We start from the raw sequence: 25,118 nt of genomic DNA, 5'->3' as shown, positions 1-25,118 counted from the left end.
GGGCTGATGCCTCATAGCGCAGGCAGGCGCGCGCCTCAACGGGAATGAGTTTTCGGCTTTTACAGAAGATGCGGGGTTTGTAAGGTCGCGTCCGGAACACGCCAGAAGGGGGCCACTTTTGTCCACAGTCACGCCGATGATGGCGCAGTATCTTGAGATCAAAGAGGCCCATGCCGACGCCCTGCTGTTCTACCGTATGGGCGATTTCTACGAAATGTTCTTCGAGGATGCCGTCAATGCTGCCGAGGCGCTGGACATCGCCCTGACCAAGCGCGGCAAACACAATGGCGACGACATCCCGATGTGCGGTGTCCCGGTTCATGCGGCCGAGGGCTATTTGCTGACCCTCATCCGCAAAGGGTTCCGCGTGGCCGTCTGCGAACAAATGGAAAGCCCGGCCGAAGCGAAGAAAAGAGGCTCTAAATCGGTCGTAAAGCGCGATGTTGTGCGTTTGGTGACTCCGGGAACGCTGACAGAAGACGCCCTGCTTGAAGCCCGCCGCCACAACTTTCTGGCCACTTATGCTGAGGTCCGGGATGAGGCCGCACTGGCCTGGGCCGACATCTCGACCGGGGCATTTCATGTGATGCCTTTAACCTCCGTGCGCCTCAGTCCCGAGCTGGCCCGGCTCGCCCCTTCCGAGCTGATCGTTGCCGACGGGATGGAGCAATCGCTGAACGAAACCGTCCGCGACCTTGGGATTTCGCTGACGCCTGTCGGACGCGCAAGTTTCGACAGTACCGCGGCGGAAAAACGCATCTGCGAGCTGTTTCACGTGGGCGCGCTGGAGGCGTTCGGGTCCTTTGGCCGGGCCGAAGTGTCCGCGATGGGTGCCCTGATCGACTATCTTGAAATAACGCAGAAAGGCAAACTGCCCCTGCTGCAAACACCCCTTAAGGAGTCCGAGGACCGCGTGGTACAGATCGATGCCGCCACGCGCCGCAATCTGGAACTGACCCGGTCCCTGTCGGGCGGTCGCGCCGGATCGTTGTTGTCGGTGGTTGACCGCACCGCCACACCGGGCGGGGCACGGTTGCTGGAACAACGCCTCTCAAGCCCGTCCCGCAATTTGGATGTGATCCATGCCCGTCTCGACGCTGTCAGCTTTGCCGCCGTAGACAGCCTGATCGCCTCGGACCTGCGCGAGGCCCTGCGCAAAACCCCCGATCTGGACCGCGCCCTGTCTCGCCTGTCGCTTGAACGCGGTGGGCCCCGTGATTTGGCGGCGATCCGCAACGGTCTGACCCAGGCCTCCGCGATTGCGGGCATTTGCGAAGCACAGGATCTCCCGGGCCTGCTAGCAACCGCCTTGCAAAACCTTGTTGGCTTCGACGACCTCCTGAACCTGCTAGATGAGGCCTTAGTCGCCGAACCACCCCTGCTGGCCCGCGACGGAGGTTTCATCGCCCCCGGATTTGACTCCGAACTCGACGAAGCGCGCACCCTGCGCGACGAAGGCCGATCTGTCATCGCCGGGTTTCAACAGAAATATGCGGAACACACGGGCATTACCTCGCTGAAGATCAAGCACAATAACGTGTTGGGCTATTTCATCGAAACAACGGCTACGCATGCCGAGAAGATGCTGAACCCGCCGTTCTCCGAGACCTATATCCATCGCCAAACCACCGCCAATCAGGTGCGGTTCACGACGGTCGAACTCTCGGAGATCGAAACCCGTATCTTGAATGCTGGAAACTTGGCGCTTGAGATTGAAAAGAGGCTCTATAAAAGGCTTTCTGACGAAATTCTGGCCCTTGCCGCCCGTATCAACCAGGCCGCCCGAGGGCTGGCCGAACTCGACCTGACCACAGCCCTTGCCGATCTTGCACGTGGTGAGAACTGGTGCCGACCACAGGTTGACACCTCGCGCGCCTTTGAGGTTCAGGGTGGACGCCACCCGGTGGTCGAACACGCGCTGCGCCAGCAAAGCGGCGACGCCTTCGTTGCCAATGACTGCGACCTCAGCGCCGAAGACGGGGCCGCCATCTGGTTGCTGACCGGTCCCAACATGGCCGGTAAATCAACCTTCCTCCGCCAGAATGCCCTGATCGCCCTACTCACCCAAATGGGCAGTTACGTGCCTGCGGAACAAGCACATATCGGCCTTGTCAGCCAGCTTTTCAGCCGCGTCGGAGCATCAGACGATCTGGCTCGAGGCCGCTCGACCTTTATGGTCGAGATGGTCGAAACTGCCGCAATTCTAAACCAGGCCGATGACCGCGCACTGGTCATTCTGGATGAAATCGGCCGCGGAACCGCCACCTATGACGGTCTCTCCATCGCTTGGGCCACGCTAGAGCATCTGCACGCCGCCAACCAATGCCGCGCCTTGTTTGCCACGCATTACCACGAACTCACCGCGCTTGCCGGAAAGCTTAAAGGCGTCGACAACGCCACCGTCGCAGTGAAGGAATGGGAAGGTGAGGTCATCTTCCTGCACGAGGTCCACAAAGGCGCCGCTGACCGATCCTATGGCGTGCAGGTCGCCCAACTGGCAGGTCTGCCTGCCTCAGTTGTTGAACGTGCCCGCATCGTATTGGATCAACTGGAAAAAACCGAGCGTGAGGGCGGCAAACAAAAATCCCTGATTGACGACCTTCCGCTCTTCTCTGCCGCGCCACCACCGCCGCCGCCTGCACCGAGAGCCTCACCGGTCGCGGACATGCTGAACGACATCCTGCCCGACGAGCTGACCCCCCGCGAAGCACTCGACCTGATCTACAAATTGAAAGAGGCGGCCAAATCCTGACCACCCCTTTTTCTGTTCAAAAATACCTCCGCCGGAGGCTTGGCCTCGCAGAGGCCAATCAGCTCGCAGGTGTCGACGACACGCCAACCTGCGCCGGGCGCAGCAAACGGTCGTGCAACATGAACCCTTCAGCCGAAACCTGAATGATGTCCCCCGCGCGTGTTCCCGGTACTGGCGCTTCAAACATCGCCTCATGCACATTCGGATCGAACCGATCACCAACTTCAGGCGTGATCACCTCAATCCCGTGCTTCTGAAAAACATCTTTCAACGCCCGCATGGTCAGTTCAACACCTTCCAACAGAGGGCCAGCAACCTCTTTCTGCTCATCGGTCGCGGCCTCAAGCGCACGCTTCATGTTGTCGTAAACCGGCAACATGTCGCGTGCCAGCTTTGATCCGCCATACTGTTCCGCGTCCCGGCGCGCTTTGTCGCCGCGTTTGCGCGCATTCTCGGCATCCGCCAACGCGCGCATGAACTTGTCTTTGTAATCGTCCCGCTCAGCGCGCAGCGCGTCGACTTCCAACGCCTCTTCGCTGATATCCATCAGCTCCTCGGCCAGCTCTTCTGCTTCGGCCGTTGCGATATCGTCCAGAAAATCTTCGTTCTTGGGCTCTGCCATCTCTTACCCTCTAGCTCCGGTCGGATATCAGCTTGCCGACCAGTTGCGCCGTATAATCCACGATCGGTACGATCCGCCCGTAATTCAGACGTGTGGGCCCGATGACCCCAACCGCACCAATTATCTTACGATCAGCGTTCATATATGGAGACACCACCAAAGAGGAACCCGAAAGTGAGAAAAGTTTGTTCTCAGAGCCAATAAAAATGCGAACGCCCTCACCTTCTTCGGCCAATTCAAGGAATTCCGCGATGTCTCGCTTGCGCTCCAGATCGTCAAACAAGGACCGAATACGCTCTAGCTCTTCTTCCTGACCAGATTCACCCAACAGATTCGCCCGCCCGCGCACGATCAAACGGGCCGAGTCAGTCCCGTCACCATCCCAGGCCGCAATTCCGCTTTCGACCATCGCGCGGGCCAGAACGTCAATTTCTTGCCTGCGCGCATCGATCTGGCTTTGCATCTGCCGTCGTACTTCGCTGAGCGTACGTCCCTCAATCAGCGCATTCAGGAAATTCGCCGCCTCCCGCATTGAGCTTGGCGTCTGTCCTGGCGGCGGCGTAAAAAGCCGGTTTTCCACGTGACCATCGGCAAAAACCAGAACCACCAGCGCGCGATCATGAGCAAGTGAGACAAACTCGATATGCTTGATCTCGGATTCATGTTTGGGCGTCAAAACCAGTGACGCTCCATGTGTCACGTGTGACAATGCAGAGCCCACACGATCCAGCATCCCGCCGACATTGCCAGCGTTAGAGCCTAAAGTCTCATCCAGTTTCTGACGGTCATCCGCGCCCAGATCACCAACTTCTAGCAGCCCGTCCACAAACATCCGCAGCCCTTGCTGAGTTGGAATGCGTCCCGCGCTGACGTGGGGACTGTCCAACAGGCCCAGAAACTCCAAATCCTGCATCACATTCCGCACGGTCGCCGCGCTGACTTTCTCCGAAAGGGTGCGTGTCAGCGTGCGGCTGCCGACTGGCTCACCGCTGTCCAGATAGCTTTCGACGATCAGCCGGAACACCTCACGTGACCGGTCGTTCATCTCGCTCAGAATTTTGCTCGCTTCGCTCATCCGCGCACCCTTGCTGGACAGCCATTAAATAGCAGGCACAAGAAAGGTCAATCGGGGTTGCATCGTAACGCTACAGAGCGGTATCCCCAACCCAGCAAACAAAGGAATTCCCATGCGACCCTCAGGACGTGATCTAAACGAAATGCGCGCCGTTTCAATCGAGACGGGTTTCACCAAACATGCCGAAGGGTCTTGCCTGATCAAGATGGGCGACACCCATGTGCTGTGCACTGCCACGATCGAGGATCGCGTGCCGCCTTTCATCAAAGGCTCGGGCCTGGGTTGGGTCACTGCCGAATATGGCATGCTGCCCCGTGCAACCAACACGCGGATGCGGCGCGAGGCTGCATCGGGCAAGCAAGGTGGTCGTACTGTTGAAATTCAACGCCTGATCGGCCGCGCCCTGCGCGCCGGTGTGGATCGGGTTGCCCTGGGGGAACGTCAGATCACCGTCGATTGCGATGTGATCCAGGCCGATGGCGGCACCCGCTGCGCCTCGATCACCGGGGGTTGGGTTGCGCTGCGTCTGGCGGTCAACAAACTGATGAAGGCGGGCGATGTGATCAGCGATCCGCTGGTCGATCCCGTCGCTGCCGTGTCTTGTGGTATCTATGCAGGCCAACCTGTACTGGATCTGGATTATCCGGAAGACAGCGAGGCGGGCGTTGATGGTAACTTTATCATGACTGGATCCGGCAAACTGATCGAAGTGCAGATGAGTGCAGAAGGGTCTGTCTTCAGTCGCACCCAGATGGACCAACTGATGGATCTGGCCGAAAAAGGCGTGGCTGAACTGTCCGCAACTCAGAAAGCCGCTACCGCATGACCCGTAAGTTCGACGGGGACAGGCTATTGGTCGCAACCCACAACAAGGGCAAGCTCGAGGAGATGGCACATCTGCTTGAGCCCTTTGGCGTGACCGTGGTTGGTGCGGCTGAGATGGAGTTACCTGAGCCGGAAGAGACCGAAGACACTTTTGTCGGCAACGCTCGGATCAAGGCCCATGCCGCCGCAAAAGCTACCGGTCTGCCTGCCCTGTCGGACGATTCCGGGATCACCATCGATGCGCTGAACGGAGCGCCCGGAGTCTATACCGCCGATTGGGCTGAAACCAGCAATGGCCGCGATTTCCTGATGGCGATGACCCGCGCGCATAGCGAGCTGGAAGCCAAAAACGCCGCGCATCCCCGCCTGGCTCAGTTCCGTTGCACGCTGGTTCTGGCCTGGCCCGACGGGCATGATGAAGTGTTCGAAGGCGTCGCCCCCGGCCATCTGACCTGGCCAATCCGTGGCAAGGACGGGTTTGGGTATGACCCAATGTTTGTCCCTGAAGGCCACGACATTACTTTTGCGGAAATGGATCGCTGGGAAAAGAATAAGATCAGCCACCGCGGCCGCGCGGTGGAAATGTTCGTGAAAGGCTGCTTTGGCGGATGATTGGCGCAACGGGGGCTTTGGCCTATATGTGCATTGGCCCTTTTGCGAGGCCAAATGCCCCTATTGCGACTTCAACAGTCATGTTTCCCGTGAAATCGATCAAAAACAATGGCTTGAGAGCTATCTTAGCGAGCTAAAGCGTTCAGCCGCCGAAACGCCTGATCGGGTGCTGAACACGATCTTCTTCGGTGGCGGCACGCCCTCACTGATGGCCCCTGACACCGTCGACGCCGTGATCGACGAAGCCCGCACTCTCTGGCGCCCTGCCAACGACATGGAGATCACGCTCGAAGCCAACCCAGGCTCTGTTGAGGCGGGCCGGTTTGCAGCTTATGGCGACGCTGGGGTGAATCGGATATCCATGGGAGTTCAGGCGTTGAACGACGAAGATTTGCGCCGATTGGGCCGCATTCACACAGTCGCCGAGGCACGCGCCGCGTTCGATATCGCTCGCACTTGCTTTGATCGTGTCAGTTTTGACCTTATCTATGCCCGGCAACATCAAACCTTGGGCGCTTGGAAAGCCGAACTGACCGAGGCACTGTCGATGGCTGTTGACCACATGTCTCTGTATCAGCTGACGATCGAAGACGGCACTGCCTTTGGCGACCGATACGCTGTCGGCAAGCTGCGGGGCCTACCCGAAGATGACAACGCCGCAGATATGTATCTTGCCACTCAGGAGATTTGCGACGCACATGGCCTGCCCGCCTACGAAGTATCAAACCACGCAAAACCTGGCGCCGAGTCTCTGCACAATCTGATTTATTGGCGATATGGCGACTATGTCGGGATCGGCCCCGGCGCACATGGCAGGATCACCGTTTCCGGGCAGAAACTAGCGACCGAAACTTATCTGTCGCCTAATGGGTGGCTCACCGCAGCGCAAAACGGGTCGGGAGAGAAAAGCCGCACTGCCTTACCCCTGAAAGATCAAGCAAGCGAATACCTTATGATGGGTCTGCGCATTAAAGAAGGACTAGATATAGATCGGTATCGTGTATTTGCCGGAGAACCGCTGGAGCAATCCAAGTTGGATCACCTGACGCAGATCGGCATGATCTCACAACACGGAGACCGTGTGTCAGCAACCAAAGACGGGCGCGCCGTTCTGAATGCTGTCATCCGAGAGCTATTGAGCTAGTTGCATGCGGTATCTTTGGGCCACATTCGGATTGCTCTGTGTTGCACTGGCAATGCTTGGCATTGTCCTTCCCCTATTGCCCACGGTTCCGTTTCTTCTGCTGGCGGCATTTTTCTTTGCCAAATCCTCATCCCGCCTCCACAACTGGCTTCTGACGCATCGGCTGTTCGGGCCCATGATCGAAGATTGGCAAAGATCAGGCGCTATTCGTCCAGCCGCAAAAAAGGCGGCAACCGTTTCCGTCGCCGCCGTGTTCGGCATATCCGTTATTGTCGCCGCCCCGCCCTATGTCCTGATCGTCCAAGCGATAGTCCTAAGCGCTGTGCTAACTTTTATATGGACTCGCCCTAACGGCTAAGTTTCGCGCAGAGATCGTCGAGCTGATCCAGGTTTTCATAGGTCAGAACGACCTGACCACTTTCAGAGCCCGGCTTGTGGTTGATCACCACTTTCATTGCCAGAATGGCCGAAAGATCCTTTTCCAGCGCGCGTGTATCTGCATCCTTATCTGCATTCAAATTGCGGGACTGAGGCGCAGTGCGGGGCGCATCCCCCTGCTGCTGCTTTTTCACCAGCGCTTCGGTCGCCCGAACCGACAAGCCATCTTTGACAACACGTTTTGCTAATTCAGATGGGTTTTCAGCCGTAATAAGCGCTCGCGCGTGGCCGGCTGACAGCTTGCCTTCGATCACCAGCGTCTGAACATCCATTGGCAAAGACAAAAGGCGCAACAAGTTTGCGATATGGCTGCGGCTTTTACCCAAAGCTTCGGCCATTTTTTCCTGCGTATGGCCAAACCGGTCCATCAACTGCTTGTATCCAGCAGCCTCTTCAACCGCATTCAGATCTGCACGCTGGATATTCTCGATAATCGCAACTTCCAGCACTTCGGTATCGTCAAAATCACGAATTATGACTGGAATATCATGTAGTTGCGCCATTTGCGCCGCGCGCCAGCGCCGCTCGCCCGCAACAATCTCATAGGCCCCTCCCTCAATCGACCGCACGATCAAGGGTTGGATGATGCCCTTTTCTTTAACAGAGGCCGCAAGCTCGTTCAGCTGTTCAGGCATAAATGTGCGGCGCGGCTGGTCGGGGTTGGCTTTCAGCTTTTCAATCGGAACAGTCATGTCCGGGCGGCGCGGCTCTGCAGGGGCGCGCCCATCTCCGTCCTGTGTCACATCCGCCATCAACGCAGATAGACCGCGCCCAAGGCCCCTTGATTTTGTTTTCTTGGCGCTCACGTCGCCCTCCTGACTTGTCGCTTATGCGGCGACTTTGTTGTTCTTGTGCATGACTTCGCGCGCCAGGTGCCGATAGGCCATCGCCCCAAGCGACCCCGAGTCATACTGCAGAACCGGCAACGCAAAAGATGGTGCCTCACTGACCCGCACATTTCTTGGTATCTTGGTCTTAAAAACCATCTCACCCAGATTGTCACGCGCGTCTTTTTCGACTTGGCGGGACAAGTTGTTGCGGTTGTCATACATGGTCAACACAACACCTTCGATTCTCAGGTCCGGATTCGCGGTCTGTCGAACCTCTCTGATCGTCAGCATAAGCTGCGAGAGGCCTTCCAATGCAAAAAATTCACTTTGCAGTGGAACCAATACCGAATGTGCAGCAACCATTGCGTTTACGGTCAGCAAATTCAGCGAAGGCGGACAATCAATCAGAACAAAATCCAGATCAAATTCATCGATTGACGTCTGTCTTAGGGCATCGTGCAACAAATAGCTGCGTTTTTCATTTGAAATCAGCTCGATATCAGCCGAGCTTAGGTCCACCGTGGCCGGTATGACGAACAAACCGCCGATCTCGGTTTCCTGAACAACTGCCTCGAGCGGTGCATCATCAAGAATTAGATCGTAGGTCGTCCAATCCCGGTCTTCAACCCCCAGCCCTGTCGATGCATTCCCCTGCGGATCAAGATCAACGACCAGAACTCGGCATCCAGCCTCGGCCAGCCCAGCCGCAAGGTTTATTGCCGTCGTAGTCTTTCCAACGCCACCCTTCTGATTGGCAACCGCGATTATCCGGGGCCCGGAAGGACGAGACAGATCAACCACGTGATACTCCTTTGATTTTAAGGATAACGGCCTGAGGTTCAGTTAAACTTGTAATCGGCTCCGCGTCGAATTTCCATTCCTCGCGCGCCTCGTCCATCTCTTTTTTCCAATTTGCGCCTTTCGGCAACAAGGCTAAGCCGGATTCGCTTAAGTGCCTGTCACAAAATGACAAAAGCGTCTTGAGATCAGCCAAGGCCCGCGCCGATAGGATATCCACGCCCAGCGGGTCAACTGCCTCGATCCGCTTTGAGATCACCTCACAATGAACACCGCATTCTCGCGCCACATTGCGCAGAAAGGCCGATTTGCGCTGATCGCTTTCGACAAACTGAAAACGCGCCTGTGATGCCTCGTCCGCGGCCATAATAGCGCAGACCATTCCTGGAAACCCGCCCCCGCTTCCAAGATCGACCCATGTTCGAAAGGACTTCGCGCAACGGAACACTTGCACTGAGTCCAGGACGTGCCGGTTCCAGATATCCTCCAGGCTCTTGCGGGAAACCAAATTGATCTTGGGGTTCCAACGCTTGACCAGCTCGACATAAGTTGTGAGGCGATCGAGTGTTTCACGTGAAACATCTAGTGCGTTGAACTCCGGAAATTCAGACGTCATGCCTGCCGCAGCCTCTCGTCACGACGAAGCCTTGCCAGCACAAGTGTCAGCGCCGCTGGTGTCACACCTTCAACCCGGCTGGCTTGTGCGATGTTGGCTGGGCGCGCGGCAGATAACTTCTGCTTCATCTCTGCAGACAGTCCATCGAGCGTACTATAGTCAAAACTCTGCGGGATTACGTAAGCTTCATCACGCTTCATCGCCTCCACATCACGCTGCTGCCGAGCTATGTAGTTGGCGTAGAGCGCGTCCCGCGAGATTTGCCGGCGAATCTCCGGTGCGGTATCATGCAGATCGGGGATTAAGGGGACTATGTCTTCAAAAGACACATCTGGAAACGCCAGAATCGCAAGGCCGTCACGGCGGTTTCCATCCTGATTTACGTTGATGCCGGCGGCTTTGATCTCTTTCGGAGTGTAGGTGCGATCAGTAAGTATCGCTTTTGCACTCTCCAGCTTCGCCATCTTACTTTCAAAAAGCGTGCGCCTGTTTTCACCAACGCAGCCGAGCTGCACCCCGACCGGTGTCAAGCGTTGATCCGCGTTATCCGCCCTCAGTGACAATCTGAACTCAGCCCTTGAGGTGAACATACGATAAGGTTCAGCAACACCCCGGGTCGTTAGATCATCGATCATAACCCCAATGTAGCTATCCGCTCGAGTGAAATGCACAGGTTCTTGCCCCTGCACCTCTAGCGCGGCATTCAGGCCAGTGACCATACCTTGGGCTGCCGCTTCCTCATATCCTGTGGTTCCATTTATCTGACCCGCAAGATATAGGCCTGGCACTGAAGCAAGCGACAGCGAGGCAGTCAGGATTCTGGGGTCCACATAATCATATTCAATTGCATACCCAGGTTGCAGAATTTCTGCCTTCTCAAGCCCCTTGATAGACCTAACATAATCCTGCTGAACATCCTGCGGCAATGAGGTTGAGATGCCATTGGGATAGATGGTGTGATCATTTACACCTTCAGGCTCCAGGAAAATCTGGTGCGAGGTTTTGTCAGCGAACCGAACAATTTTATCCTCAATGGATGGGCAGTATCTTGGACCAACACCATCGATATGCCCGCCATACATTGCCGATTTGTTGAGATTATTCTCAATAATCTCATGTGTCCGGGCATTCGTATGGGTGATACCGCATGAGATTTGGGGTGCGACTACAGATGTCGACAAGAATGAGAACAACGTTGGATCATCATCTCCGTCTTGCCTCTCCAAATCCGACCAATCGATCGTCCGCCCATCAAGCCTGGGCGGTGTGCCAGTTTTTAACCTGCCAATGGGCAGCTCGTAGCTGTCCAATCTCTCGGCCAGCTTTGTAGATGGTCGATCTCCCATACGACCACCCGGTCGCGATACATCGCCGATATGGATCACGCCACGCAAAAAAGTGCCTGAAGTCAGAATAACCGCGCGTGCTGAAACCTCCGATCCGTCGCCAAGGATTACGCCTGCAACGCGGTCCCCCTCCATTTTGAAATCCACAACCTCACCAACCAGAACGCTCAAATTCTCTTGTTGATCCGTTTCCGCTTGCATCGCTGCGCGATACAATGCTCGGTCAGCTTGCGTTCTCGGTCCTTGAACGGCTGGGCCTTTGCGGCGGTTAAGCAGTCGAAACTGAATACCTGCCCGATCTGCAACGCGACCCATGACCCCATCCAGCGCATCTATCTCTCGCACCAGATGACCTTTACCCAGGCCGCCAATCGCAGGGTTACAGGACATCACACCGATATCGGTTGCTGACAGAGTCACGAGCGCGGTTGACGCACCCATACGTGCAGCCGCATGGGCAGCTTCCGTTCCCGCGTGCCCCGCGCCGATAACGACGACATCAAAACCTGAATGTTTCACGTGAAACACTCCTTATTTCCCAAGGCAGAAACTTGAGAAGATTTCATCCAATAGATCTTCGACACCTATTCTACCCACCAAAGATTCAAGCGCCCGGATTGCAGTACGCACTTCCTCTGCTGCGATATCATACAGGTCCGGACCTGATTCCAGAACCGACATTGCACTGTCCAAAGCACGCTTTGCAGCAATCAGCGCAACCCTGTGCCGCTCCCGTGTAGCTATACCATGGCTAGTGGTACGACCATTCAACACGCGCGATATATTGTTGATCAACAGATCAATTCCCTGGCCAGTTTTCCCGGAAACTCCATTGTCAACATCTGGTCTAAGATCTGATTTCGGTCGAACCAGGATGTCGCCCGCTTGAATTGGTACGCCAAGTTCCGAGGGATCGTCAGAGAGAAAAACGCGCAGATCAGCCGTTTCTGCACGTTTGCGCGCCCGTTCGATGCCAAGGTTTTCAACATGGTCTTCGGTTTCTCGCAAACCAGCGGTGTCCAACAGCGTTACAGGCAACCCCGAAAGGTCCATGCGTACCTCAATCACGTCCCGCGTGGTTCCTGCATATTCCGAGGTGATCGCTGCCTCACGCCCCGCAAGCGCGTTTAGCAGGGTTGATTTACCTGCATTCGGCAGCCCAATGATCGCCACTTCAAACCCGGTTCGAATGCGTTCAGCAATCTGAACACCATCAGCCTCGCGCTGAAGGTCATCAGCAACACCAGAAATCAGCTGTCGAACTTCGGGCGTAACATCTGTTGGAACCTCCTCATCCGCGAAGTCAATCACAGCTTCCAACAACGAAGCTGCTCGGATCAGGTCGCGCCGCCAACGTTCGGCAAGCTGCCCCAACTCCCCTGCTAGTATGGTTTGAGCTTGCTGTCGCTGTGCTTCGGTTTCAGCGTCGATCAGATCGGCAAGGCCTTCAACCTGTGTCAGGTCCATCTTGCCGTTTTCCAACGCCCGACGGGTGAATTCTCCGGGGTCGGCCAGACGCACCCCATCAACATCTGACAGACACCGCATAACGGCATTCACAGTAGCTGTACTGCCGTGAATTTGCAGTTCAGCAACGTCTTCGCCGGTAAAACTGGCTGGCGCTTGAAAGGTCAGAATCAACCCATCATCTAACCGAGAACCGCCGAGATCACGCAAAGTGCGAAAGGCCATACCCCGTGGTGACAGGGCACCGCCCGACATCTCGGCTGCAGCGCGATGTGCATCGGGACCCGAGAGGCGGATGACCGCCACCCCGGCTTTGCCTTGCGCGCTGGCCAAGGCGAATATCGTGTCCATTCGAAGGCCTCGCGTCAGTTTAGACCTGTGTCAGGTATTCATCGAATCGAAGAACTCGCCGTTGGTCTTCGTCTGTTTCAACTTGGACAACAGGAACTCGATTGCATCGGTCGTGCCCATCGGGTTGAGGATACGGCGCAGAACGAATGTCTTGGCCAGATCGCCCTTGTCGACCAGCAGGTCCTCTTTCCGTGTGCCGGATTTGAGGATGTCGATGGCTGGGAACACGCGCTTGTCTGCGATCTTGCGATCCAGAACTATTTCTGAGTTACCGGTTCCTTTGAATTCTTCAAAGATGACCTCGTCCATCCGGCTGCCGGTGTCGATCAGCGCGGTGGCGATGATGGTCAGCGAACCACCCTCTTCGATATTCCGCGCGGCACCGAAGAAACGTTTAGGCCGTTGCAGCGCGTTTGCGTCCACACCACCGGTCAGAACTTTACCCGACGATGGGACCACAGTGTTAAATGCCCTACCAAGTCTTGTGATCGAATCGAGAAGGATAACAACATCTCGTTTATGTTCGACCAAACGCTTGGCTTTTTCGATCACCATTTCGGATACAGCCACGTGGCGCGTTGCGGGTTCGTCAAAGGTCGAGGACACAACCTCACCTTTCACCGAGCGCTGCATGTCCGTCACCTCTTCCGGGCGCTCATCAATCAGAAGGACGATCAGGTAACACTCCGGGTGGTTCTGTTCGATAGAGTGCGCAATGTTCTGCAGGATCACCGTCTTACCGGTCCGCGGAGGCGCCACGATCAGCGAACGCTGGCCTTTACCGATGGGCGAGACCAGGTCGATCACACGGGCCGACTTGTCTTTGATGGTCGGATCCTCGATCTCCATCTTCAAGCGCTCATCGGGATACAGAGGCGTCAGGTTGTCGAACAGGATCTTGTGCTTGGCCTTCTCGGGATCTTCAAAGTTGATCTTGGTGACCTTAGTCAGCGCAAAGTAACGCTCATTATCATCGGGCGCTTTAATCTCACCTTCGACGGTGTCGCCAGTCCGCAACGAATGCAGACGGATCATGTCAGGCGAGACATAGATATCATCCGGACCCGGCAGATAGTTCGCCTCGGGCGAGCGGAGAAAGCCGAAGCCGTCTTGCAGGACTTCCAGCACACCGTCGCCACCAACGGTCCAGCCCTCATCTGCGCGTTCGCGCAGGATCTGGAACATCATCTCGCCTTTACGCATGGTCGAGGCGTTTTCGATCTCCAGCTCTTCGGCCATCGCCAGAAGGTCTTTGGGGCTTTTGGCTTTCAGATCGGCCAGATTCAGGGATTCAGTTGTCATGATACATACCTTCACCGCTGATAGCGCGGCACGAAGTGGAATTTCAGTACGGAAAATACGCCGCCCGGACGGGCGTGTTGCGGTGTAGATAAGCGCTTAGTTGGAAAGAGTCAAACAGGCCGTCAGAACTTCAAAACAACCGACAGGACGATGACCACCATCAAAACGGTCGGAACCTCGTTCATCATGCGATACTGGCGCCCTGTGAGCGTGTTTCGGCCTGCAACGAAGTCCTTTCGGCGGGCCATGAGCCAATGATGAAACCAAGTCATCCCGATCACAGCCGCCCCTTTGGTCCAAGGCCAGACGAAATCCCAACTGACGATGCCTGGTGTGAACACCATGATCAGCCCACAAACCCAAGCCACGATACTGGCCGGTCCCATGATCACCCGTAGCAGCTTTTCTTCCATTTCAAAGAAAATCTTTTGAGCGCCATCGACTGTTTGCGCTTTCTCCACGTGATAGACGAATAGTCGGGGTAAATAGAACAAGCCGGCCATCCAAGAGATTACGGCCATGATATGGAGCGCCTTCACCCACGGGTAGATCGTGAAAAGAAGATCAGTCATTTTGGCTCCGAACGTTGTTCGACCCTTTCCCTAATAAAAAAAGAAGAAAGAAGAAAGGATGATGGTTTTGTAGTGTAGGTAATTTCCGTGGATTACTTTTTTGCCCTTCAGTTTTCCCCAGGTGGACAATTTTACCGAAGCTTAGATGATTATTGTGAATTTCATAAATATCATATATATATCAAATATTTATAACTTTATCATTCTTTGAAAGATGGGGATAACTGACAGAATATCTATGGGGGATAGAGTTATCCTGTGATCCAGACTTATCCTTGTCCCGGCTGGACAGTGTTTGAGCGACTCAGGGAAGTTTCGCGGGTTTTTCCCGGGCTTGCGTGTCAATCTGAAAACCATACAAAGCGTTCAAGACCGCTCATTGATTTGCACACGGGGTTTTCCACATGTCTGTCCCCATCATCCTGGCCTCGGGCTCAACCATTCGCGCGCAACTGCTGAGAAATGCAGGCGTGCCTTTTACTGCTCAAGTCGCGCGCGTGGACGAGGATTCCATAAGGCGCGCATTGCTGGCCGAAGATGCCTCACCCCGCGACATCGGGGATGCGCTTGCGGAAATGAAAGCGCGTAAGATCAGTGATAAGTCTCCTGGCGCGATGGTGCTGGGGTGTGATCAGCTGTTGGATTTTGAGGGGCAACTGCTGTCGAAACCACAAACGCCCGAGGATGCGTTGGCACAGCTCAAGGCAATGCGGGGCAAGCGGCATATGCTGTTGTCTGCAGCGGTGATTTATCAGGATGGAGAGCCGATCTGGCGACACGTCGGTCAGGTCCGTCTGCGGATGCGCATGAGTTCAGATGCCTATCTGCGCGATTATGTTGATCGGAATTGGGACAGTATTCGTCATGCTGTCGGGGCCTATAAGTTGGAAGAAGAAGGCGTGCGCCTGTTTGCGACCATTGACGGCGACTATTTTAACGTTTTGGGTATGCCCCTGTTGGAGCTGCTCAACTATCTGGCTGTCAAAGGGGTGATCGATCAATGACAGACTATCGTGTTCCCCTGGCCGGGGTGATTGGGCATCCGATTGGGCATTCTCGGTCGCCCACGCTGCATGGGCATTGGCTAAAAACGTATGGGCTGCCGGGGCACTATATTCCAATGGATGTGGCCCCAGCGGATCTTGAGACCGTGTTGCGAACACTGCCCAAGGCCGGGTTTGTCGGCGCGAACGTGACCGTGCCCCATAAAGAAGCCGCTTTGCGGATTGCTGATCATGTCTCTGACCGGGCAACGGTGATCGGGGCCGCGAATACATTGGTATTCCGCGAAGATGGTTCAATTCATGCCGACAACACCGACGGCTATGGGTTTATGGAAAACCTTCGCAACAGCGCGCCGGATTGGAATGCCAAGGATGGCCCTGCGGTTGTGTTTGGTGCAGGCGGCGCAGCACGGGCAGTGTTGCAAGCGTTGGCGGATGCGGGCGTGCCCGAGATTCTGCTGACCAACCGCACCCGTGCGCGGGCGGAGCATCTGAAAGAAGAATTCGGTCAGCGCATTACCGTGGTCGATTGGGTTCAGGCCGGAAATGTCGTCGAAAATGCAGAACTTGTGGTGAACACAACGTCTCTGGGCATGCAGGGCCAACCGGAACTGCGGGTGCCATTGGATGGGTTGCAACCCGGTGCGGTGGTGACTGATCTGGTTTACGCACCTTTGAAGACTAATCTTCTGAAAACAGCGGAAGAGGCCGGGTGCACTACAGTCGACGGTCTTGGTATGTTGCTGCATCAAGCGGTTCCCGGGTTTGAACGTTGGTTCGGCGTCCGGCCAGAGGTTGACGCCGACACCCGTGCGGCGGCTTTGGCATGAGTTTTGCGCTTGGCCTGACCGGCTCGATTGGTATGGGCAAAAGCACCACGGCTCAGATGTTTGTCGACGAAGGCTGCGCGCTGTGGGATGCGGACGCGGCTGTGCACCGGCTTTATGCGCCGGGTGGTGCGGCGGTTGCCCCGATGGGTGCGGCCTATCCTGACGCCATCATTGACGGAGCGGTCAGCCGGGAGGCGTTGAAACAGATTATTTCACAGGACGGGTCTGCGTTGAGAGCCATTGAGGCCATTGTCCACCCTCTGGTCGCGGCAGACCGTGCCACATTCCGCGAAAACGCAACAGCGGATATTCTGGTCTTTGACATTCCCCTGCTATTCGAAACCGGCGGCAATGAAGCCATGGACGCGGTAGCCTGTGTTTCTATTCCACCCGAAGAACAAAAGCGCCGGGTCATGTCGCGAGGCACGATGACCGAGGCGCAGTTCGAACAGATCCGCGCCAAACAAATGCCAAATGACGAGAAATGCGCGCGGTCGGATTATGTGATCGTGACCGACACTCTGGACCACGCTCGCGCACAGGTGCAAGATGTGGTCAGGCAGATACGGGCGGGGACGGCAGATGCGTGAGATTGTACTTGATACCGAAACCACTGGGTTCGATCCCGAAAGCGGGGATCGGATCGTGGAAATCGGCGCGGTTGAATTGTGGAACCATGTCGCCACGGGTGAGACCTATCATGTCTATATCAACCCCGAACGGTCCATGCCGGAAGAGGCGTTTGGTGTGCATGGGATTGGCCCCGACCTGCTGGAAACTCCGCGCCCGGCTGAAAAGGGTGAAGTTACATTGAAAGACAAGCCGGTTTTCGCCAAGGTCGGTCAGGGGTTTCGCGATTTTGTCGGCGACGCAAAGCTGGTGATCCACAACGCCTCATTCGACATGAAGTTCCTGAACGCAGAACTAAAATGGATGGGTATGGCCCCGCTGCCGATGGATCAAGCAATTGATACGTTGGCCATCGCGCGGAAACGCTTTCCCGGCTCGCCTGCGTCTTTGGATGCGCTATGCCGTCGGTTCAACATCGATAATTCGAACCGGGTGCTGCACGGGGCCTTGCTCGACTCGGAGATCTTGGCCGAGGTCTATCTGGAACTGATCGGCGGCCGTCAGCCAGATTTCGGCCTGTCCACCTCTGCTACCTCGGGTCCAGGTGGAGCAGATGATTGGCGGCCAAGCCCACGCGCAACACCGCTGCCCTCTCGGATCACCGATGAGGAACGCGCAGCGCATGAGGTATTTGTCGAGAAATTGGGCGACAGCGCCCTGTGGACCCGCGCCTGATCCATTCAGGCACGGGTCAGAACCTTAGGCGTCGGTCTTTTCCGCCTGAGCTGCCTGACGGCGCATCAACTCGTTGCGATACAGCGCGACGAAATCGATATTGTCCAAGTTAACCGGTGGGAAACCACCGTCACGGGTTACATCGCTGACGATGCGGCGCAGGAACGGGAACAGCATCCGGGGGCATTCGATCATCAGGAACGGGTGCATCTGATCTTCTGGCACACCTTCCACATGGAATAGGCCACAATAGTCAAGCTCGCATAGGAACAGGACATCATCCATGCCTTTGGCTTTGGAGGTCAGGTTCAATTTGATCGACACTTCGAACTGATGCTCGTTCGGGCGTTTCTTGGCATCCAGGTTCACCTGAACCTGAATTTCGGGCTGTACGTCACCCGACACGCCTTTTTGCGCCATCACGTTTTCAAAGGACATATCGCGGATGAACTGTCCCAGAACGCGCATTTGCACCTGAGGGGCAGTTTGTGCCGCAGTGTTTTCTGCAGCGTTTTCTTCGGCCATGGATCTACTCCAAAAATGAAATTCGCCACTGCTTATCAACTTGGGCGCGGCACCTCAATGCTCGTGGGGGCCTTCGACCCATTTCGATGGTTTTGAGGGGTCTTTCCGGGGGCGCACCTCGGTAAATTCTCCGTCAATCACATCACCCTGATCAAAAGGGCGATGTTGGGTATGAAAGCCCGCCCCGGACCCCATCTGGAATTGGGTGACTTTGACTTTGGACTTTAGATAGCGAAACACCGCGACCCGGACACCCGGGATAAGCAGTGCAAATCCAATGGCATCGGTGAAAAAGCCGGGTGTCAGAAGCAACGCGCCTGACAGCAAGATCATCGCGCCATGGGCCAGCGGTTCGGTCGGGTCATCCAGTTTGGCAAAGGATTGCTGCAACTGTCCCAGCGCCATGCGACCTTGTGTCCGCACCAAAACAGTGCCCAAAACCGCTGTAAAAACCACAATTCCCAGCGTTGGCCACAGGCCGATCAGACCACCCACTTGAATAAACAGAGCGATTTCGATGATCGGCACCAACAAAAATGCCAAGAACAGGTACATTTGCGCTATCCTTTCCATATGGCCCGGCGGTGGACTTGCCTCGCACTGTCACCTACATAGTGGCAAGAGGCCGTGTACACAAAGTCTTGGCTCTGAGAAGAGGATGAAATGAACGAACCCATGATCCAGTTGCTGGTCCTGGCCGGAATTGCCGTTTTCCTGATCCTGCGCTTGAAAAGCGTATTGGGTTCGCGTGAGGGTTTTGAAAAGCCTCCTGTCCCGCATCAACCCGATACAAGCACGTCGCGCCGTGATTTTGAGGTGATCGAGGGCGGCCCCGATCATGACATCACCGACCATGTGCCGGAAGACAGTGATCAGGCACAAACTCTGGCCGCCATGAAGCGGATCGAGCCCAGCTTTTCGGTCAGCGAGTTTGTTCAGGGTGCACGCGGTGCCTATGAGATGATCGTAATGGGCTTTGAAAAGGGCAATCTGGATGAAATCCAGCCTTTCCTGTCGGAAGAGGTGTTTGACACGTTTGTTTCGGTTGTTGCCGATCGCGAAGACAAGGGCCTTACGATCGAGGCGGAATTCATCGGCGTGCGTGAAACCACCCTGACGGATGTGAAATTCGACAAGGACACCAATGAGGCCGAGATCACCATGAAGTTCGTGGGCGAGTTGACCTCGGTCGTGCGGGATCGTGGTGGCGACATCATCGAAGGCAATCCGAACACCGTGAAACGCCAAAAGGACAGCTGGACCTTTGCCCGTGTGATGGGCAAGGACGATCCGAACTGGCTGCTTGTCGCCACGGACGCATGATTGCAACGCTCCGGTCGCTTTTTCTGGTGGGTGCAATGACCACCGCCAGCGCCACCGGAGCAGAGGTGACGCGATCCATTCTGTCATTTGATGATTTACAGGGCTGGGCCGAGGATGATCACGGCGCGGCCCTTTCCGTTTTTCTGAACACCTGCGGTGATCTGGGACATCCGGATTGGCGCTCGCTTTGCGGTGTTGCGCGCAGCTATGATGCGGATGCCGCACGCGCCTTCTTCGAGCTGTTCTTTCGCCCGGTTCTGGTTGAGGATGGCGAGGACGCGCTGTTCACCGGGTATTTCGAGCCTGAACTCGATGGTTCGAGGGTCCGCACCGAACGCTTCAAATATCCGATCTACAAAATGCCGCCCGAAGCCCGAAGTGATGGGCCATGGTTGAGCCGTCGGGAAATCCTGACCAGTGATGTGATGCAAGGCCGTGGCCTGGAAATTGCTTGGGTTGATGATCCGGTCGAACTTTTCTTTCTGCAGATTCAGGGCTCGGGCCGGGTAAAGCTGCCCGATGGTGGCGCATTGCGCGTTGGCTATGGTGGTGCCAATGGGCACCCTTATCGGTCGATAGGCGTTGAACTGATCCGGCGCGGGATTCTGGGATCGCACGAAGTCAGCGCCCAGATGATCCGCGCTTGGGTGCGCAAGAACCCACAGGCTGGGGCCGAGCTGCTGTTTCACAACCCTTCCTATGTGTTCTTCCGCGAAGTGAGCCGCGTTGCGCCCGAATTGGGGCCGTTGGGCGCCATGAACCGGTCTGTGACCACCATGCGCAGTATTGCCGCCGATCCGGTGTATACACCGCTGGGTGCACCGGTCTGGGTCGAGAAAGATGGTGCAAACCCTCTGCGCCGATTGATGATTGCACAGGATACCGGATCTGCCATCAAAGGTGCGCAGCGGGCTGATATCTTTTTTGGAACTGGTGACGAGGCTGGGCAAGCTGCTGGCAGGCTGAAAGATCCGGGCCGGATGATCCTGTTGCTACCCATTCAACGTGCTTACGCCTTGTTGCCGGATGAATTCTGATGACCCGGCGCAAACTGACAAGTGACGAGATCGAGCTTTGGCGCAAGGTCACTAAACAGGCTGAACGGTTGCATCCCGAGGTGCCTCAGACCGTGCACCCGACAACCCTGCCCAAGCCGACGCCCAAGAAGCTGCCGAAACCTCGGCTCGAAACTTTTGAACTGGGCCAGACCCATCAAGGCAGACCGTCCGGAAACAGTTTGAAGCCGTCGATAACGGAAACGTTGCGCGCTGCGCCAGTTCAGATGGACACCAAGGCGTTCGGTCGGATGAAGCGCGGCAAGCTGAAGCCCGAGGGCAAGCTGGACCTGCATGGGATGCGGATTGAAACAGCACATCCGGCACTGGTGCGCTTTGTTCTGACGGCGCAGGCACAAGGCAAGCGGCTGGTGCTGGTGATTACCGGCAAGGGTAAGGATCGGGACGAACCCGGCCCTATCCCGACCCCGCGCGGCGTGCTGCGCAATCAGGTGCCGCACTGGTTGTCCATCCCGCCGCTGGCGCAGGCGGTGATGCAGGTGACCCCGGCCCATATCAGCCATGGTGGAGACGGGGCTTACTACGTCTACCTAAGACGCACACGTTAGAAATCAGTTCTCGCGCGCCGGATACCCAAACCGATTAATGCGCAAACCAGCAGGAAAAACGCTGCGATCCACAGGAATTGTAGGCTGAGCGGGACACCAAGGTCGATCAAAACACCGGTCAAAACCGGACCTATCGCAGAGCCTAATACCATCAGCGCGGTTGCCAAGGCTTTGATGGCCCCGATATGTCGGGTGCCGTAAAACTCGGCCCAAAACGCGCTGGGCAATGTGTTATGGGCCCCGCCGGTGATGCCCATGAAGATCAAGCCAATCAAAGCGATGCCGATGGTGTCTGCAAAGGCCATGACGCCAAAGCCCATCGCCATTGGTATCTGATAGAATGGCATGATCCGGGCGGTGCCCCATTTGTCCAATGCCCATCCCGCCGCAAACATTGAGACGATCGAAACGACGGTAAAGATCGGGAACAAGGCCACCAATTGGATATGAGCCCAGTCTTTGACCTCGGCCAAATGGACCTGATGAAAGAAAAAGGCCGTGATGAACGCCGAGGGCCCCAATATGGCCGGCGCCATGCACCAGAACAGCGGATGCAAAAGCGCCTCACGACGGGTCCAGTGACGGCCCTGCATTCCCGTTGACGCATATTCATCCGCAAGGCTTTGGGGTGTTCGTTCCTGACGCAGTAGACGGACCAGAACCGGAATACCTAACAGGATCAGACCTGCCACCAAAACCCAAAGCCAGCGCCAATCCACAAAAGCCATTGCAGCAACAAAACTGAGGGGCAGCAGAGCCTCACCGATGGAATAGCCCAGCGAGGCGATGGACAGGGCTTTGCCACGTGATGCGGTAAACCAGCGTGCCATGGCAACTTGTGCCAGATGGGTGCTCATCCCCTGCCCGAACAGCCGCAGCAGAAAGATGACCACCGGCAAAAGGGCGCCCCAGGTGTTCCAAGCCAGCGCAAGTGCCGCTAGGGCAAGCCCCGCAAGGACAACAGGCCCCAGAACGCGGACGCGGAACACATCTGTTAAACCTCCGGCCCAGATCATCACCCCTGCTGCCACCAAGGTGCCCAGTGAGTAAAGCCCGCCCCAGACCCCATGGCTCAGCCCATAAGCTGCGCGGATTTCCCCAGCAAAGACCGAGATGAAGAATGTCTGCCCAAAGCTGGACAGGAAGGTCAACAGGACACCAGCGCCAAGCCAGGTTGCATTGTCATGAAGGAATTGACGCAGGTTGAACCGCGTCACGGCGTTGTCACCTCTGCCTGTCCGGTTTCGGTCAGCACAATTTCGGTTGCGCCATCGGGGTTGCGTTGATCTTCAGGCACCAGAGTGTTGATGCCCCGGCTGCGCCCGTCATCTGGTCCGAACGTGCCGCTGACGCGCCGGACCGAGCCGAGAATCGCCAAAAGCGCTGGCGAAGTGGCTGCCACGAAATGCGAGGATTGCGCATCACTGTTGAACGCAGTTGTGTCGATCACGTTGATCGGAAACTCTTCCAGCGCTTCGATCGAACTGATGTTCCCCAAACGCTCACCTTCTGCAGTTCCGCGTAGGCGAGCCGAGATATTGAGTATCTTGTCCTTCTGCGACACCATCACGATGAACGGGTCGGGCGGGTTTGCAATCCGGGTCATCTGAGATCGAAAAAGATCAACATCCAGATCGGGTGAGATCAGAACAACACCCTCCAGATTTCTTTTGGCCCAGCCAGGTTCTTTCAACTCGGCCTGTCGCATCATCTCCATCGACAGCGCGCCACCCATGGAATGCGCGACCAGAACAACGCGTTTCACGCCCATGGATTTCAAACTGCGAACCGTTTGTTCCAGCCCATCGCGCGCGAACAGCATGCTGTCCAGATCATAGGCATAGCCAAACCCCGTTGCGCGGCTGGGCCATGAATAAACCAGGATCGAGCCGGGTATTCCGATATCATTCGACAGCTGCGCCGCCCGGAACAGGGTTTCGGTCTGGGTCGAATTGTAGCCATGGACGAAAATCGTCACGTCATCCTGACCCTGCAGATGTTCTTTTAACCCGTTCGGGCCATCCAATTCAGTCACATTGGCCAGCACAAACTCTTTCTTCGGGTTTGCATTGGCGTATGAAAACTTAAGCGTCCCGGGTGTATGGGTCGGGGGGATTGAAACAGTGGTTTCAAGAAAGCGAAGGCTGTCGCCGCGCCGGAACCCATAGGATCCATCCGGTTCTTTTGCGCGCGAGGTGCTGGCGAACACCGTCTTGGGTGTACCAATAGACAGTGCCGAGGGCACTGTTTCTGTGACGGTTCTGTCGACACAGGCCCCAACCGAGAAAATCAGAAACAGAATGACCACATAGCGCAATGCACAAGACCTTCGGAAATGCTTTGCGCTAAGCTATCGATTTCTGCCCTCGCGTCCAGTGACACGGGGAATCTGCGGCGGCAAAATCCAGCTGAATCTGTTACAGAACGTAACGGCTCAGGTCGGTGGATTTGGTCAGCTCGCCCAGGTTTTCTTCGACGAAGGCGGCATTGACGGTGATCTCGGTCCCGGCCTTGTCGGGTGCGGTAAAGGACAGTTCCTCAAACACACGCTCCATCACGGTGTAGAGCCGCCGCGCGCCGATGTTTTCGACGCTCTGGTTCACATCCGCCGCGATCCGCGCCAGCGCCGCAATGCCGTCTTCGGTAAAGCTGACCGTAACCTCTTCGGTACCCATCAGGGCGGTATATTGGCGGGTCAGGGCGTTGTCAGTTTCGGTCAGGATGCGCACGAAATCTTCTTCGGTCAGCGCACGCAATTCGACCCGAATGGGCAAGCGTCCTTGAAGCTCAGGTAACAGGTCCGACGGCTTGGCGATGTGGAAGGCCCCGGAAGCGATGAACAGGATATGGTCGGTTTTCACCGGGCCATGTTTGGTGCTGACCGTCGTGCCTTCGATCAGGGGCAGCAGGTCGCGCTGTACCCCTTCGCGGCTTACATCGCCACCGCGCGCGTCTGACCGGGCGCAGACCTTGTCGATTTCATCCAGAAAGACAATGCCGTTTTGTTCAACCGACTCCAGTGCCACGCGGTTGACGGTTTCATCATCCAGCAGCTTGTCGGCCTCTTCGCCGATCAGGGCGTCGTAGCTTTCGGCGACGGTCATCCGTTTCTTGACGGTACGCCCGCCGAAGGCTTTGCCGAAGATATCGCCCAGATTCATCATCCCCATCTGGCCACCCGGTTGGCCGGGAATATCGAACATCGGCATCGGGTTTGCGGTTTCCGATAGCTCCAGCTCGATCTCTGTATCATCGAGATCACCCGCTTTCAGCTTTTTGCGGAACATCTCACGCGTGCCCTCACGGGCGTCTTCGCCTGCAATGGCGGTGATTACACGATCCTCGGCGGCCTGATGCGCGCGCGCTTTGACATCCTCGCGCATGTATTCGCGGGTTTGAACGATGGCGGCGTCGGCTAGGTCGCGGACGATCTGCTCAACATCACGGCCCACGTAACCGACCTCGGTAAACTTGGTGGCCTCGATCTTGATAAAAGGTGCGCGCGCCAGCTTGGCCAGGCGGCGGCTGATCTCGGTTTTGCCCACACCGGTGGGGCCAATCATCAGGATGTTTTTTGGATAGACCTCATCGCGGATGTCATCAGACAGCTGCTTGCGCCGCCAGCGGTTGCGCAACGCCACGGCAACGGCGCGCTTGGCGTCTTTCTGACCAATGATGAAACGGTCCAGTTCCGAGACAATCTCGCGCGGGGTCAGGTCGGTCAAGGCGCAGTCCTTTCAGTCGGCAGGTCAAACTT

26 protein-coding genes are annotated in these 25,118 nt (G+C 56.4%); 12 read left to right on the top strand and 14 right to left on the bottom strand.

Features of this window, described 5'->3' with window-relative positions:
- The first annotated feature begins 136 nt into the window (after window positions 1–136).
- Entirely contained in the window at window positions 137–2,752 is a 2,616-nt protein-coding gene (gene mutS, locus ACR0KG_RS00590) for a DNA mismatch repair protein MutS (RefSeq protein WP_480827317.1), read from the top strand.
- A gap of 58 nt (window positions 2,753–2,810) precedes the next feature.
- On the opposite strand, the gene ACR0KG_RS00585 is transcribed toward mutS, so the two are convergent.
- Window positions 2,811–3,374: a nucleotide exchange factor GrpE gene (locus ACR0KG_RS00585; protein WP_170534249.1), complete on the bottom strand. Its 564-nt coding sequence runs from the start codon at window positions 3,372–3,374 to the stop codon at window positions 2,811–2,813.
- A 10-nt stretch (window positions 3,375–3,384) separates the two neighbouring features.
- On the bottom strand, window positions 3,385–4,449 hold the full coding sequence (hrcA, locus tag ACR0KG_RS00580; RefSeq protein ID WP_480550455.1) for a heat-inducible transcriptional repressor HrcA: 1,065 nt from the start codon (window positions 4,447–4,449) through the stop codon (window positions 3,385–3,387).
- Between the two features lie 112 nt (window positions 4,450–4,561).
- Here hrcA and rph point away from each other — a divergent pair, with 112 nt between their 5' ends.
- From rph to ACR0KG_RS00560, 4 genes are read left to right on the top strand one after another with little or no spacing between them, the layout of a single operon-like run.
- Window positions 4,562–5,275, top strand: coding sequence for a ribonuclease PH (gene rph, locus ACR0KG_RS00575; RefSeq protein ID WP_480550453.1), 714 nt, complete (start codon window positions 4,562–4,564; stop codon window positions 5,273–5,275).
- The gene (rdgB, locus tag ACR0KG_RS00570) at window positions 5,272–5,886 is read left to right on the top strand and encodes an RdgB/HAM1 family non-canonical purine NTP pyrophosphatase (protein ID WP_480543706.1); all 615 of its coding nucleotides are present in this window, start codon (window positions 5,272–5,274) and stop codon (window positions 5,884–5,886) included. The genes rph and rdgB overlap by 4 nt, the downstream gene beginning before the upstream one ends.
- Window positions 5,876–7,030, top strand: coding sequence for a radical SAM family heme chaperone HemW (gene hemW / locus ACR0KG_RS00565; RefSeq protein WP_480826177.1), 1,155 nt, complete (start codon window positions 5,876–5,878; stop codon window positions 7,028–7,030). Before rdgB ends, hemW begins: the two co-directional genes overlap by 11 nt.
- A 4-nt stretch (window positions 7,031–7,034) precedes the next feature.
- Window positions 7,035–7,388, top strand: a complete 354-nt coding sequence (locus ACR0KG_RS00560) for a YbaN family protein (RefSeq protein WP_480826176.1) — start codon at window positions 7,035–7,037, stop codon at window positions 7,386–7,388.
- On the opposite strand, the gene ACR0KG_RS00555 is transcribed toward ACR0KG_RS00560, so the two are convergent.
- From ACR0KG_RS00555 to ACR0KG_RS00525, 7 genes are all read right to left on the bottom strand, one after another.
- On the bottom strand, window positions 7,378–8,274 hold the full coding sequence (locus tag ACR0KG_RS00555) for a ParB/RepB/Spo0J family partition protein (protein WP_480826175.1): 897 nt from the start codon (window positions 8,272–8,274) through the stop codon (window positions 7,378–7,380). The genes ACR0KG_RS00560 and ACR0KG_RS00555 overlap by 11 nt on opposite strands.
- Before the next feature lie 21 nt (window positions 8,275–8,295).
- Window positions 8,296–9,099, bottom strand: a complete 804-nt coding sequence (locus tag ACR0KG_RS00550) for a ParA family protein (RefSeq protein WP_353008488.1) — start codon at window positions 9,097–9,099, stop codon at window positions 8,296–8,298.
- Window positions 9,092–9,712, bottom strand: coding sequence for a 16S rRNA (guanine(527)-N(7))-methyltransferase RsmG (gene rsmG / locus ACR0KG_RS00545; protein ID WP_480543710.1), 621 nt, complete (start codon window positions 9,710–9,712; stop codon window positions 9,092–9,094). The genes ACR0KG_RS00550 and rsmG overlap by 8 nt, the downstream gene beginning before the upstream one ends.
- Window positions 9,709–11,577 carry a tRNA uridine-5-carboxymethylaminomethyl(34) synthesis enzyme MnmG gene (gene mnmG / locus ACR0KG_RS00540; protein ID WP_480826174.1) on the bottom strand — a complete coding sequence of 623 codons (1,869 nt, stop codon included), beginning with the start codon at window positions 11,575–11,577 and terminating at the stop codon, window positions 9,709–9,711. Before mnmG ends, rsmG begins: the two co-directional genes overlap by 4 nt.
- A 12-nt stretch (window positions 11,578–11,589) precedes the next feature.
- A complete protein-coding gene (gene mnmE / locus ACR0KG_RS00535; protein WP_480826173.1) occupies window positions 11,590–12,876 on the bottom strand; it encodes a tRNA uridine-5-carboxymethylaminomethyl(34) synthesis GTPase MnmE in 1,287 nt (428 codons plus the stop codon).
- 30 nt (window positions 12,877–12,906) lie between these two features.
- Entirely contained in the window at window positions 12,907–14,178 is a 1,272-nt protein-coding gene (gene rho / locus ACR0KG_RS00530) for a transcription termination factor Rho (protein ID WP_170656900.1), read from the bottom strand.
- Window positions 14,179–14,300: 122 nt separating this feature from the next.
- The gene (locus tag ACR0KG_RS00525) at window positions 14,301–14,750 is read right to left on the bottom strand and encodes a CopD family protein (RefSeq protein WP_480826172.1); all 450 of its coding nucleotides are present in this window, start codon (window positions 14,748–14,750) and stop codon (window positions 14,301–14,303) included.
- A gap of 404 nt (window positions 14,751–15,154) precedes the next feature.
- Here ACR0KG_RS00525 and ACR0KG_RS00520 point away from each other — a divergent pair, with 404 nt between their 5' ends.
- From ACR0KG_RS00520 to dnaQ, 4 genes are read left to right on the top strand one after another with little or no spacing between them, the layout of a single operon-like run.
- The gene (locus ACR0KG_RS00520; RefSeq protein WP_480826171.1) at window positions 15,155–15,754 is read left to right on the top strand and encodes a Maf family protein; all 600 of its coding nucleotides are present in this window, start codon (window positions 15,155–15,157) and stop codon (window positions 15,752–15,754) included.
- Window positions 15,751–16,584 (top strand): shikimate dehydrogenase, encoded by an 834-nt coding sequence (locus ACR0KG_RS00515; protein ID WP_480826170.1) that lies wholly within the window; start codon window positions 15,751–15,753, stop codon window positions 16,582–16,584. Before ACR0KG_RS00520 ends, ACR0KG_RS00515 begins: the two co-directional genes overlap by 4 nt.
- The gene (gene coaE, locus ACR0KG_RS00510; protein WP_480826169.1) at window positions 16,581–17,174 is read left to right on the top strand and encodes a dephospho-CoA kinase; all 594 of its coding nucleotides are present in this window, start codon (window positions 16,581–16,583) and stop codon (window positions 17,172–17,174) included. Before ACR0KG_RS00515 ends, coaE begins: the two co-directional genes overlap by 4 nt.
- Window positions 17,167–17,889 carry a DNA polymerase III subunit epsilon gene (gene dnaQ, locus ACR0KG_RS00505; protein WP_480826168.1) on the top strand — a complete coding sequence of 241 codons (723 nt, stop codon included), beginning with the start codon at window positions 17,167–17,169 and terminating at the stop codon, window positions 17,887–17,889. The genes coaE and dnaQ overlap by 8 nt, the downstream gene beginning before the upstream one ends.
- A gap of 24 nt (window positions 17,890–17,913) precedes the next feature.
- Here dnaQ and secB read toward each other — a convergent pair whose 3' ends face one another.
- Both secB and ACR0KG_RS00495 read right to left on the bottom strand, forming a co-directional pair.
- Window positions 17,914–18,414, bottom strand: coding sequence for a protein-export chaperone SecB (gene secB / locus ACR0KG_RS00500; protein WP_170534282.1), 501 nt, complete (start codon window positions 18,412–18,414; stop codon window positions 17,914–17,916).
- A gap of 54 nt (window positions 18,415–18,468) precedes the next feature.
- A complete protein-coding gene (locus ACR0KG_RS00495; protein WP_480826167.1) occupies window positions 18,469–18,969 on the bottom strand; it encodes an FxsA family protein in 501 nt (166 codons plus the stop codon).
- A 108-nt stretch (window positions 18,970–19,077) separates the two neighbouring features.
- Between ACR0KG_RS00495 and ACR0KG_RS00490 the strand changes: the two genes are divergently transcribed.
- Genes ACR0KG_RS00490 through ACR0KG_RS00480 form a run of 3 tightly spaced genes read left to right on the top strand, consistent with a single transcriptional unit; the run spans window position 19,078 to window position 21,361 of the window.
- On the top strand, window positions 19,078–19,737 hold the full coding sequence (locus ACR0KG_RS00490; protein WP_480826166.1) for a Tim44/TimA family putative adaptor protein: 660 nt from the start codon (window positions 19,078–19,080) through the stop codon (window positions 19,735–19,737).
- The gene (gene mltA / locus ACR0KG_RS00485; RefSeq protein WP_480543719.1) at window positions 19,734–20,774 is read left to right on the top strand and encodes a murein transglycosylase A; all 1,041 of its coding nucleotides are present in this window, start codon (window positions 19,734–19,736) and stop codon (window positions 20,772–20,774) included. Before ACR0KG_RS00490 ends, mltA begins: the two co-directional genes overlap by 4 nt.
- Window positions 20,774–21,361, top strand: a complete 588-nt coding sequence (locus ACR0KG_RS00480) for a Smr/MutS family protein (RefSeq protein ID WP_170534288.1) — start codon at window positions 20,774–20,776, stop codon at window positions 21,359–21,361. Before mltA ends, ACR0KG_RS00480 begins: the two co-directional genes overlap by 1 nt.
- Here ACR0KG_RS00480 and ACR0KG_RS00475 read toward each other — a convergent pair.
- The 3 genes from ACR0KG_RS00475 to hslU all read right to left on the bottom strand — a co-directional run bounded on the left by ACR0KG_RS00475 (window position 21,358) and on the right by hslU (window position 25,086).
- On the bottom strand, window positions 21,358–22,578 hold the full coding sequence (locus tag ACR0KG_RS00475; RefSeq protein WP_480826165.1) for an MFS transporter: 1,221 nt from the start codon (window positions 22,576–22,578) through the stop codon (window positions 21,358–21,360). The genes ACR0KG_RS00480 and ACR0KG_RS00475 overlap by 4 nt on opposite strands.
- Entirely contained in the window at window positions 22,575–23,678 is a 1,104-nt protein-coding gene (locus ACR0KG_RS00470; protein ID WP_480826164.1) for an alpha/beta hydrolase, read from the bottom strand. Before ACR0KG_RS00470 ends, ACR0KG_RS00475 begins: the two co-directional genes overlap by 4 nt.
- 100 nt (window positions 23,679–23,778) lie before the next feature.
- Entirely contained in the window at window positions 23,779–25,086 is a 1,308-nt protein-coding gene (gene hslU, locus ACR0KG_RS00465) for an ATP-dependent protease ATPase subunit HslU (protein ID WP_480826163.1), read from the bottom strand.
- Window positions 25,087–25,118: the final 32 nt, after the last annotated feature.

Source organism: Ruegeria sp. H4, assembly GCF_056533065.1.
Note: the sequence above shows the minus strand (reverse complement) of the source record. Positions and strands in the feature narration are given on the sequence as shown.

Excerpts from the sequence above, each read along its gene's own strand:
- mnmE (WP_480826173.1), bottom strand. The coding sequence starts at position 12,876 with ATGGACACGATATTCGCCTTGGCCAGCGCGCAAGGCAAAGCCGGGGTG.
- ACR0KG_RS00525 (WP_480826172.1), bottom strand. The coding sequence starts at position 14,750 with ATGACTGATCTTCTTTTCACGATCTACCCGTGGGTGAAGGCGCTCCAT.
- rph (WP_480550453.1), top strand. The coding sequence starts at position 4,562 with ATGCGACCCTCAGGACGTGATCTAAACGAAATGCGCGCCGTTTCAATC.
- ACR0KG_RS00515 (WP_480826170.1), top strand. The coding sequence starts at position 15,751 with ATGACAGACTATCGTGTTCCCCTGGCCGGGGTGATTGGGCATCCGATT.
- rho (WP_170656900.1), bottom strand. The coding sequence starts at position 14,178 with ATGACAACTGAATCCCTGAATCTGGCCGATCTGAAAGCCAAAAGCCCC.
- ACR0KG_RS00495 (WP_480826167.1), bottom strand. The coding sequence starts at position 18,969 with ATGTACCTGTTCTTGGCATTTTTGTTGGTGCCGATCATCGAAATCGCT.
- rdgB (WP_480543706.1), top strand. The coding sequence starts at position 5,272 with ATGACCCGTAAGTTCGACGGGGACAGGCTATTGGTCGCAACCCACAAC.
- hrcA (WP_480550455.1), bottom strand. The coding sequence starts at position 4,449 with ATGAGCGAAGCGAGCAAAATTCTGAGCGAGATGAACGACCGGTCACGT.
- ACR0KG_RS00520 (WP_480826171.1), top strand. The coding sequence starts at position 15,155 with ATGTCTGTCCCCATCATCCTGGCCTCGGGCTCAACCATTCGCGCGCAA.
- ACR0KG_RS00490 (WP_480826166.1), top strand. The coding sequence starts at position 19,078 with ATGAACGAACCCATGATCCAGTTGCTGGTCCTGGCCGGAATTGCCGTT.
- ACR0KG_RS00480 (WP_170534288.1), top strand. The coding sequence starts at position 20,774 with ATGACCCGGCGCAAACTGACAAGTGACGAGATCGAGCTTTGGCGCAAG.
- ACR0KG_RS00560 (WP_480826176.1), top strand. The coding sequence starts at position 7,035 with ATGCGGTATCTTTGGGCCACATTCGGATTGCTCTGTGTTGCACTGGCA.
- secB (WP_170534282.1), bottom strand. The coding sequence starts at position 18,414 with ATGGCCGAAGAAAACGCTGCAGAAAACACTGCGGCACAAACTGCCCCT.
- rsmG (WP_480543710.1), bottom strand. The coding sequence starts at position 9,712 with ATGACGTCTGAATTTCCGGAGTTCAACGCACTAGATGTTTCACGTGAA.
- mltA (WP_480543719.1), top strand. The coding sequence starts at position 19,734 with ATGATTGCAACGCTCCGGTCGCTTTTTCTGGTGGGTGCAATGACCACC.
- coaE (WP_480826169.1), top strand. The coding sequence starts at position 16,581 with ATGAGTTTTGCGCTTGGCCTGACCGGCTCGATTGGTATGGGCAAAAGC.
- dnaQ (WP_480826168.1), top strand. The coding sequence starts at position 17,167 with ATGCGTGAGATTGTACTTGATACCGAAACCACTGGGTTCGATCCCGAA.
- mutS (WP_480827317.1), top strand. The coding sequence starts at position 137 with ATGATGGCGCAGTATCTTGAGATCAAAGAGGCCCATGCCGACGCCCTG.
- ACR0KG_RS00585 (WP_170534249.1), bottom strand. The coding sequence starts at position 3,374 with ATGGCAGAGCCCAAGAACGAAGATTTTCTGGACGATATCGCAACGGCC.